The organism is Acinetobacter lwoffii (assembly GCF_024129115.1).
In the GTDB taxonomy this organism is placed as follows: Bacteria; Pseudomonadota; Gammaproteobacteria; order Pseudomonadales; family Moraxellaceae; genus Acinetobacter; species Acinetobacter lwoffii_T.
This window is the reverse complement of the sequence record NZ_JAMXXO010000027.1, coordinates 23,166-31,725: the sequence shown is the minus strand read 5'-3', so window position 1 is coordinate 31,725 and position 8,560 is coordinate 23,166. Positions and strand designations below refer to the sequence as shown.

The window sequence follows — 8,560 nt, the reverse complement described above, 5'->3', positions numbered from 1 at the left end:
GAAATTATCAAAGTTCTGTTGCTTTAGCCTGTATATTTTTATGGCTACCTTTATAGGGTTAATTATGAACAGTAAATGTCAACAGACCCTAGCAATACCCTTAATAATTGGATTAATTTTTTTAGGATTTGGTGAGATAAATCTTTATTTAAAAACGATTGCCATTGTTCTTGGAATAATTCAGGTTATTGTTTTTCTATGGTCAATAATTAGCAAATGGGATGACAAATATCAATATTCTATTTCAGCTTTAAAGCGACAAGAAGAAATACATTCCGACTTAAAGCAAGCAAAAGAAGATGCAACCATTCCACAAACTTTCATTGAACGTCTTCTAGAAAAAGAGAATCGATATAATAGTGAAGATATAGCACAAAACATTACAGATAAAGAAAAACGCTATGCTATGAGAAGGACTTTATTTAATTTTCAAATTGTTTGTCCAATATGTAAAATACAACCAAAATCACTTAAACCACAAAAATCTGAAAATTGTGATAACTGTTCAAATTTTTAACAAGGAAAAATCAGATGGCTACTGTAGAACAAATTATTAGAGATATTCAATCTTTACCACCTTCTGAAAAAATGCGTTTACGTAAACTTATCATGTCCACATTAAATACTAGTATGGAAAGCTTAAATGAGCGATTTAATAGCAAACAGCAAGGCATACATTTTGGTCCATTCGAAGGACATGATAAATGCCCTGCTTGCGGTAAATAACAAATAGTTAAGGGTTTTCAATAAACACTATTTTATTGAACACCCTTAATTTATTGACCTATGAACTCTAGATATCTATCAAAATTCATGAAAAAGACAATAACAAACCAATAAATTATTTTCTCTTCAAAACTACCTTTATTTAAATTATTTTAATTTTAGACATAAAAAAACCCACTCAATCGGAGTGGGTTTTTTCAGAATATGGTGGCTATGACGAGACTTGAACTTGTGACCCCCGCATTATGAGTGCGGTGCTCTAACCAACTGAGCTACATAGCCTTAAACTGTGCGGGCATTATGAGATTTTCTTTAAAGAGCGTCAACCCCATAATGCACTGTTTGATCAAAATTTGTTGAAGTGAGCCGATAAGCCGGGTTCTGTCGTGAACGATCATTCCTCTAGGCGCACAATCACTCATGCGCTCAAGCGACCTACCCGAATCCAGCATGGGCCATGCCTAATGGATTCCTATTTGGTCTTGCTTCCGGTGGGGTTTACCTCGCCATGAACTGTTACCAGCCATGCGGTGCGCTCTTACCGCACCCTTTCACCCTTACCTCCGATTCCGATTGCTCGAAAACATAATGAAGGCGGTCTTCTCTCTGCTGCACTTGCCGTCGGTTTGCACCGCCCAGGCGTTACCTGGCACCTTGCCCTATGAAGCCCGGACTTTCCTCCCCTGCTTCAATCACGGAGATTTCCACAGCAGCGATCGTCTGGCTCACTTCGAGCGGCATAGTATCAAATATCGAGACTAATTGCTTGATGTTTTTTGAGCAGTCAGTTTTTCATACTTGGCTTGCAGCTGTTCCTGCGTTTCGACATGATTCGGATCCAGTGGAATACAATCCACCGGACAGAACAACTGGCACTGTGGTTGATCATGATGTCCGACGCACTCTGTACATAGGTCTGGATGAATCTCATAAATGAGTTCACCCATATAGATGGCCTCATTCGGGCATACAGGTTCACAGACATCACAGTTAATACATTCATCGGTGATATATAAAGACACGCTACCAACCTTGTTGAAGTTTACGCTCGAAGGCAGCAACCACGTTTGGTGGTACAAACTTGGTCACATCACCTCTTAATCGAGCAATTTCACGCACCAAAGTGGATGAAATAAAAGAATATTGCTCTGAAGGGGTTAAAAATACCGCTTCAAAGTGGGAGTCCAGCTGACGGTTCATATTCGCCAACTGAAATTCATACTCAAAATCAGACACTGCACGCAAACCACGCAATACAGCAGTCGCCTTTTGCTCACGGAAAAAATTGACCAGCAAACCGTCAAAACCTACAAATTCAACATTGTCCAAATGACTCAATGACTCTTTTGCCAATGCGACACGCTCTTCCAGACTAAATACCGGATTTTTATGATGACCGATGGCAATCGCTACCACAACTTCATCAAACATTCGCGCTGCGCGGGTTACCAAATCAATATGTCCATTGGTAATTGGATCAAAAGTCCCCGGATAAATCACACGAGTTTTAGACATCCATTTGTACTCTGTTTGTTATGTAGAATCTTATTTTAGCAAAAACTTGTTTTTTTGGTGAATAATCCTCATTAATTTAAAAAACTTCACCTTATTTCTAGTTGCGGTACAATAGCAGCACGTTTGGAAGTATCAGATTATGGCGAAAGCATCTATTGTAGTAAAAAAAAATAATGGCGGTACCATTGCACTAAATAAACGTGCCCGCCACGATTATTTTATTGAAGAGAAATTTGAAGCGGGGCTTTCATTAAAAGGCTGGGAAGTCAAATCAATGCGTGCTGGTCGTATGACCATCGTAGAAAGTTATATTACCTTTAAAAATGGTGAAGCGTTCTTGTTTGGTGCACAGGTTCAGCCCTTATTAAGCGCTTCAACCCATGTGGTGCCTGAAGCAACTCGTACCCGCAAGCTGTTGCTGAATCGCCGTGAAATTGAAAAGTTGATGGGTGCAATTAACCAGAAAGGTTATTCCTGCGTTCCATTGGCCTGCTACTGGAAAGGTCCACATGCCAAGCTGGAAATTGCTCTGGTGAAAGGTAAGCAGCTTCATGACAAACGTGCCACCGAAAAAGACCGTGACTGGCAACGTGATAAGGCGCGAATTTTCCATAAATAATGAATTAAAAGTTGAATATAATAAAACCTCCGCATTTGGAGGTTTTATTATAACTTTAAGCTTTACCGCCCAGTCTTGCCAGAGTCAGGGCAATATATTCCCCAAACCAGAACGCGGTTTTTAAATCGCCTTCAGGTGGAGTCACTTCTACCGGTGCGTTATCTGACTGGGTCATTAAACCCAAAAAGCTCGACATCCGGTTTAGATCAGTCACGGCACGACCTGTCGGCATTAATGGTAAGCCACTCCATAGCATACCGTGCTGCATGGCGAACAGATTGATCTGCTGTAACACTGCCAGCTTATCGCCACTAAGTCCGCCACCATTGGTAAAAGCCGCTGCCAGTTTTCCCTGCCAGGTACGTGCCAACCAGCGCTTGGAAGACTGTTCCATAAATAGCTTCATGGCAGAGGTCAGGCTACCCATATAGGTCGGACAGCCAAATATAATTGCATCGGCGGCATCCAGTACATCCCAGTCTATATGTTCGACATTCATCATATGCACCTGAACACCGGTTTCCCGTGCACCATCGGCAATAAAATTTGCCACTTTAGCCGTGTGTCCATAAGGACTGTGATAAACAATCGCAACAGATTTGGAAGATAGGGACATAACGCTCAAAAGCCAAAAAATTCAGTTAAGTTTAACATTTTCATGTCATAAACACGAATGTCGCCATACGCCCTGTTTTTGGCTCACGGCGATAAGAAAAATATTCATGTGCTTGACGATAAGAACACTGATCCCCACCCAATACGGTATTTATGCCGTGTTGCTGCAAGATATAACGCGCAATCGCATACAGGTCGGCATAATATTTACCTGCCTGTTCACCGGCCTGAAATGCACTGTCCAGTTCAGGATATTTACTACAAAAAGCAGCTTTTACTTCAGCGCCAATTTCAAAACATGGCTGACTAATGGCCGCCCCGAGCCAGGCCCAAGTCGGCGGAGTTTGCATGGCTACAAGGGTATTTTCAATAATCCCACCGGCCAGACCACGCCAGCCGGCATGCAAATTGGCAACTTCCGTACCTTTCGCATTCCCCATTACCACAGGTAAACAGTCTGCAGTCATCATCATCAAGGCATGCGCCTTGCGCTGCGTCACCAGACCATCTCCGACCAGTGCGGTAAATGGCATCTGCTCATTAATGCTATGACAAATGGTGCTATGCGTCTGGGTCATCCAGGTAATTTTATCTACGCCAAAGGCAGCGAAATCCTGCAATAAAGCCATACGATGCTGTTGTACCCGTAGCGCATTATCCTGCACATGCAAGGCCAAGTTAAAACCTGCAAGCTCAGGCTGTGCGGATGGCTGTACTTTCGCATGGTGAACGCGAGTCTGGCCGACATACACACCTTGTGGAAGTCCTGGTACAAATTGCATCTCGATTCCTTGCTTTGACGCGAGCTAAATAAAAAGATTAATAGGCTTTGTTTTCGGTACGCAGCACTTCAACCAGATTGGTAAAGTCTTCCGGCCACGGTGCTTCAAAGGTCATTTCTTCTTTGGTACGCGGATGGGTCAGACCGAGTTGTACAGCATGCAAAGCCTGACGCTTGAAGCCACGCAAAGTATCATCTAATAATTGCGATGCACCTGCAGGCATACGGACACGTGGCATATACACCTGATCGCCCACCAAGCCAAAGCCGATATAGCTAAAATGCACACGGATCTGATGGGTACGTCCAGTTTCCAGACGGGCTTGAACACGGGTAAAATGCTGGAAACGCTCTTTGACATTGTAATGCGTCACCGCGTCTTTACCACCTGGAAGTACGGTCATTTTCACACGATCCACCGGATGGCGTTTGATTGGTTCATCAATGGTACCGCCAGCAATAATATTGCCGTAAACCACCAAGTCATACAGGCGATATACTGATTTTTTCTCAAGCTGTTTGCTTAAGGCAAATTGTGCTTCCAGATTTTTGGCGACGACTAACAGACCGCTGGTGTCTTTATCGATACGATGTACCAGACCTGCACGCGCCAGTTCAGCCGATTTCGGATAGTGATGCAATAAAGCATTCACCAAGGTGCCAGAACTATTGCCAGCGCCCGGATGTACCACCATACCGACTGGTTTGTTGATGACCATAATGTCATCATCTTCATAGATGATGTCCAGTGGAATATCTTCCGGCAGACTGCGCGTTTGCGCTTCAAGCTCAACATTTAAAGTCAGGGTTTCAAAACCATCACTTTTAAATTTAGGCTTAACCGGTTGACCATTCACCAATAAATTGCCATCTTTAATCCATTGCTTTAATTTTTCTCGAGAAAAATCGCTCCAGACCATTGCGGCAATCTGGTCGATCCGTTGCCCGATATAAGTTTCATCCAGTTGAAATTGCAACGATAAACGTGTTGCAGTTGCTTCTGAAGTATGGTTATCTGCATCCTCGGAATCTTCAAGTAAATTGAAATCAGTATCAGGGATATTAGAATTGGAAGATTGTGCTTGACTCATTTGCTCATTCAGACAAAAGTGGTTTAATAGTGCAATTGTAGCTCATTGCCCGTATTAACAGAGGAATTTTTATGTCGCTACCACATTATAAAATGACAATGCTTGCTGTGACATTAGGCATTGCATCGGCAATGGTAGGCTGTAGCAGTAATCCAAAAAAAGAAGTCGTGGATAAAGGTCCGGAATCTAGCGAACAGGTTTATATTCAAAAAGCACAGAAAGCGCTAGATCGTAATCAATATACCGATGCAGCAAAACAGTTAGAAGCGCTGGAAACTTATTTCCCGACCAGTCAGTATGCCCCGCAAGCGCAGCTTGAACTGTTGTATGTGAAATTCCAGCAAAAAGATTATGAAGGTGCGGTTGCACTGGCAGAGCGTTTTATCCGTCTGAACCCGCAACATCCAAATGTCGATTATGCTTACTATGTACGCGGTGTCGCCAATATGGAACAGAACTATAACGGCCTGCTGCGTTATACCTCGCTGAAACAGTCGCATCGTGATGTCAGCTACCTGAAAGTGGCTTACCAGAATTTTGTTGATTTCATTCGCCGCTATCCATCGAGTACTTATGCAGTTGATGCCGCACAACGTATGCAGTTTATCGGTCAGGAACTGGCTGAGCATGAAATGAACGCAGCACGTTTTAACATCAAGCGTAAGGCGTATCTGGCAGCAGTTGAACGTGGCTTGTGGGTGATTGAACATTATCCTCAAACTCCGCAGATTCCAGAAGCACTGGCAACGGTTGCTTATGGCTATGCTCAGCTAGGTGATAAAGCGACTTCTCAGCAATATGTGGATGTATTAAAGCTGAATTATCCGAATCTGGTGAAATCAGATGGGACGGTGAACCTGCGTGCAGCGCGTAGTGAAGGCAGCTTCTTTAACCGCGCGACACTGGGTATTTTTGGTAAAGAAGCCAAAACTGTAACCGACACCGATGCACAATCGGATACGCCAGAAACTGAAAAGCGTAGTATCACCAATCGCATTTCATTTGGCTTGCTGGATCGTCCTAAGACGGCTGAATAAAGCTAAATAAGCCAGCAGCATCAGCAAATAAGACAGCGCTTTACAGGTGCATTTTCCCCAAGGGCAAGGTATCATACTTGCCCTTTTGCGTTGTCTTGCCCAGGCTTGAACAAAACGTGCAAAAGGTATACAAAGGAACTTGAAATATTCAATGTCCAACTAGACTATTTTCATTTTTTCAGTGATTTAGACCTTAGATTCCAGCACGAGAAGCTCAGCAGACCATGGCCATTCCTCAACATACGATTGATCAGATTCTCGATCGCACCGATATTGTCGATGTGATTGGTCAATTCGTAAAACTGAAAAAAACAGGCCGTACCTATTCAGGCTGCTGCCCTTTTCATCAGGAAAAATCACCGTCTTTCCACGTCTATCGTGACAAACAGTATTTTCACTGTTTTGGCTGTCAGGCCAACGGTAATGCCATCCGTTTTTTAATGGACATTGGTAGCCGTAATTTTGTCGAAGTGATGAAAGACCTGTCCAGCCAGACGGGCATCGAACTGCCTAAAGACAATACTGATTCCAATAAATTAAAATATAAACGTGAAGCAGCCAAACCCAAAATCGTGCCTGCTCAAACTGCACCACAAACTCAGCCGCAACAGAATAACGCTCCAACAGAAAATAATAATGCTGCATCTACGGCGAGTTTCGATCCATTTGCAGAGTTTCAGACAGTCGAACAGGATTTTTATGGTGACCCTTTTGCTTCTTTTGAACACCTACCGATGGCGGAAGTTCAGCAAGACGGTAACCTCTACGACCTGCTAGAAAATATCGCGCAGTTCTATGAGCGCCAACTCCCAAATAGCCCGAGTGCCCAGCAATACTTCAAGCAGCGTGGTCTGACTGCAGAGACCATTGCCTATTGGCGCTTAGGCTATGCGCCTGAAGACTGGCAACATCTGGAAAAAGCCTTTCCTCAGGATATTGAGGGCTTAAAACTTTTAGGTCTGATTCGCACCAGCGACAGTGGCCGTGATTTTGACCTGCTGCGTGAACGAGTCATTTTCCCGATCCGTGATACCAAGGGCCGTGTGGTCGGCTTTGGCGGCCGTGCCCTGAATGACGAGATCAAGCCGAAATACATCAACTCGCCAGATTCTGAAGTCTTCCATAAAAACCAGTTGCTGTACGGCCTCTATGAGGGCCGCAAACAGAAAGCCCAAGAATGGCTGATGGTCGAAGGCTATATGGATGTGATTGCGCTTCAGCAATATGGCATTCATGGCGCAGTAGCAACTTTAGGTACAGCCAGTAATACAGATCACCTGAATATTCTGTTCAAGCAGAGCAACCGGCTGACCATTGCCTTTGATGGGGATGCTGCCGGTCAAAAAGCAGCGCGCCGTACCTTGGACATTGCCCTGCCCCTGCTGAATGATGGCCGAGAGCTGAAGTTCTTTGTTTTGCCCGCTGACCATGACCCAGATTCATTGATCCGCCGTGAAGGGATAGAAAACTTCAGACGCTTGCTGGATCAGGCACCGTTGATGTCGGACTTCGTGTTTGCCCATCTGACCCAAAATCAGGACATCACCACACCTGAAGGCAAGAGTCAGGTTATGGGTGAACTAAAAAATCTGACCGAGTTACTGCCCAAACACGGTTCTTTCCGTTATCTGCTGCAGCAATTTTTCCGTGAAAAACTGGGCTTTAACCGTAAATGGCAACCTAAGGTCAATACGGATGCATCTTTAAGCTTTAGTACTAAAATTGATGCTGAAGAATATGTGATTGCGATCTTGATGAATCATCCTTATCTGTATATTCATTTTGAACCGCTGCGCGCGCTGGTGGCAGAAGATCAGCTGCTGTTTAAAATTCTGAACATTCTGAATGTGATTTTTGATGACTTGCCAGATGACCCAGAACTGTCGATCTATTATGTGCTCGGTGCCTGCGCAGCCCATCATCATGAACTGCAGCATATTTTACAGCATGCCAATGTCAGCGATTACACCTCATCGCCGGAACAGGCCGACAAACTCGCGGCTGATTTTTCCACCAAGCTGCAATATCAGTGCTTGAAAAATAAAATTAAATCGAAGAAATTTAGCAGTATTGCGGAAATGAAAAACCTGAAAATGCAAATTTATGAAATTGACCGGAAACGCTCAATGACCCTGTTAGAAGATTAATTTTTCAAATTATTGATTCTTTTGAATCC

Annotated in this window: 10 protein-coding genes, 1 tRNA gene and 1 other RNA gene; 5 read left to right on the top strand and 7 right to left on the bottom strand. The window is 43.7% G+C overall.

The window, feature by feature from the left end:
- Positions 1-64: 64 nt before the first annotated feature.
- Together NI470_RS14425 and NI470_RS14420 are read left to right on the top strand one after the other, a co-directional pair.
- On the top strand, positions 65-517 hold the full coding sequence (locus tag NI470_RS14425) for a mobilome CxxCx(11)CxxC protein (protein ID WP_171501408.1): 453 nt from the start codon (positions 65-67) through the stop codon (positions 515-517).
- 14 nt (positions 518-531) lie between these two features.
- Positions 532-726: a hypothetical protein gene (locus NI470_RS14420; RefSeq protein WP_153566843.1), complete on the top strand. Its 195-nt coding sequence runs from the start codon at positions 532-534 to the stop codon at positions 724-726.
- A gap of 205 nt (positions 727-931) precedes the next feature.
- Here the strand turns inward: NI470_RS14420 and NI470_RS14415 are convergent.
- The 4 genes from NI470_RS14415 to coaD form a co-directional block, all read right to left on the bottom strand.
- Positions 932-1,008: transfer RNA gene (locus NI470_RS14415), tRNA-Met, on the bottom strand.
- 72 nt (positions 1,009-1,080) lie between these two features.
- Positions 1,081-1,458, bottom strand: an RNA gene (rnpB, locus tag NI470_RS14410) — RNase P RNA component class A.
- 26 nt (positions 1,459-1,484) lie between these two features.
- Positions 1,485-1,748, bottom strand: a complete 264-nt coding sequence (locus NI470_RS14405; RefSeq protein WP_004280584.1) for a YfhL family 4Fe-4S dicluster ferredoxin — start codon at positions 1,746-1,748, stop codon at positions 1,485-1,487.
- A 1-nt stretch (position 1,749) separates the two neighbouring features.
- On the bottom strand, positions 1,750-2,241 hold the full coding sequence (coaD, locus tag NI470_RS14400) for a pantetheine-phosphate adenylyltransferase (protein WP_004280585.1): 492 nt from the start codon (positions 2,239-2,241) through the stop codon (positions 1,750-1,752).
- Between the two features lie 139 nt (positions 2,242-2,380).
- Between coaD and smpB the strand changes: the two genes are divergently transcribed.
- Positions 2,381-2,860, top strand: coding sequence for an SsrA-binding protein SmpB (smpB, locus tag NI470_RS14395; protein WP_004280586.1), 480 nt, complete (start codon positions 2,381-2,383; stop codon positions 2,858-2,860).
- Between the two features lie 55 nt (positions 2,861-2,915).
- On the opposite strand, the gene NI470_RS14390 is transcribed toward smpB, so the two are convergent.
- From NI470_RS14390 to rluD, 3 genes are read right to left on the bottom strand one after another with little or no spacing between them, the layout of a single operon-like run.
- Positions 2,916-3,476 (bottom strand): flavodoxin family protein, encoded by a 561-nt coding sequence (locus NI470_RS14390; RefSeq protein WP_004280587.1) that lies wholly within the window; start codon positions 3,474-3,476, stop codon positions 2,916-2,918.
- Between the two features lie 40 nt (positions 3,477-3,516).
- Positions 3,517-4,257 carry a peptidoglycan editing factor PgeF gene (pgeF, locus tag NI470_RS14385; protein WP_044108723.1) on the bottom strand — a complete coding sequence of 247 codons (741 nt, stop codon included), beginning with the start codon at positions 4,255-4,257 and terminating at the stop codon, positions 3,517-3,519.
- 37 nt (positions 4,258-4,294) lie between these two features.
- Positions 4,295-5,347 carry a 23S rRNA pseudouridine(1911/1915/1917) synthase RluD gene (gene rluD / locus NI470_RS14380; protein ID WP_121979622.1) on the bottom strand — a complete coding sequence of 351 codons (1,053 nt, stop codon included), beginning with the start codon at positions 5,345-5,347 and terminating at the stop codon, positions 4,295-4,297.
- 71 nt (positions 5,348-5,418) lie between these two features.
- Between rluD and NI470_RS14375 the strand changes: the two genes are divergently transcribed.
- Entirely contained in the window at positions 5,419-6,384 is a 966-nt protein-coding gene (locus NI470_RS14375; RefSeq protein ID WP_153566840.1) for an outer membrane protein assembly factor BamD, read from the top strand.
- 224 nt (positions 6,385-6,608) lie between these two features.
- Positions 6,609-8,531, top strand: a complete 1,923-nt coding sequence (locus tag NI470_RS14370; protein WP_153566839.1) for a DNA primase — start codon at positions 6,609-6,611, stop codon at positions 8,529-8,531.
- Positions 8,532-8,560 lie beyond the last annotated feature (29 nt).